This is a genomic window from Mycolicibacterium pyrenivorans (genome assembly GCF_025821625.1).
Lineage (GTDB): Bacteria > Actinomycetota > Actinomycetes > Mycobacteriales > Mycobacteriaceae > Mycobacterium > Mycobacterium pyrenivorans.
The window spans coordinates 30,704-31,074 of the sequence record NZ_JACKSH010000157.1 but is presented as its reverse complement, the minus strand read 5'-3'; the positions used below and the strand labels follow the sequence as shown (position 1 = coordinate 31,074).

The window sequence follows — 371 nt, the reverse complement described above, 5'->3', positions numbered from 1 at the left end:
GGTTTCCAATAATCGGAGGTGGCTTCCATGACCACCCGCTGAACCCCGGATTCGACCAGGTGACTGGCCAGCTCGGTCAACGACCGGGTCATCGTCGAATGGGTCGACACCTCCTGCAGGCGTCTGCTGCCCCGGCCCGGGAGCCGCACACAACACACCAGCTCAGCCTTGCCGATATCCAGGGCCGCGACCCTGGCGATGATCTGTTCTGAGTCCTCGGATTCTGCCAGCATCCCTGACCTCCACTTCTATGCGTGTCCACCACCAATTCAGGGTGTGGTCGCCTCGTGGAGCCGCAGGGCCAACAGAAAATCTAATCCGCGTGCTCGATCGCCAAATACCAACGGCGGCAACAATGAAGGGCCCAAAAC

Annotated in this window: 1 pseudogene; it reads right to left on the bottom strand. The window is 60.6% G+C overall.

The window, feature by feature from the left end:
* A pseudogene (locus H7I57_RS19365) lies at window positions 1–233 on the bottom strand (IS110 family transposase); the annotation flags it as partial.
* Between the last annotated feature and the right edge of the window lie 138 nt (window positions 234–371).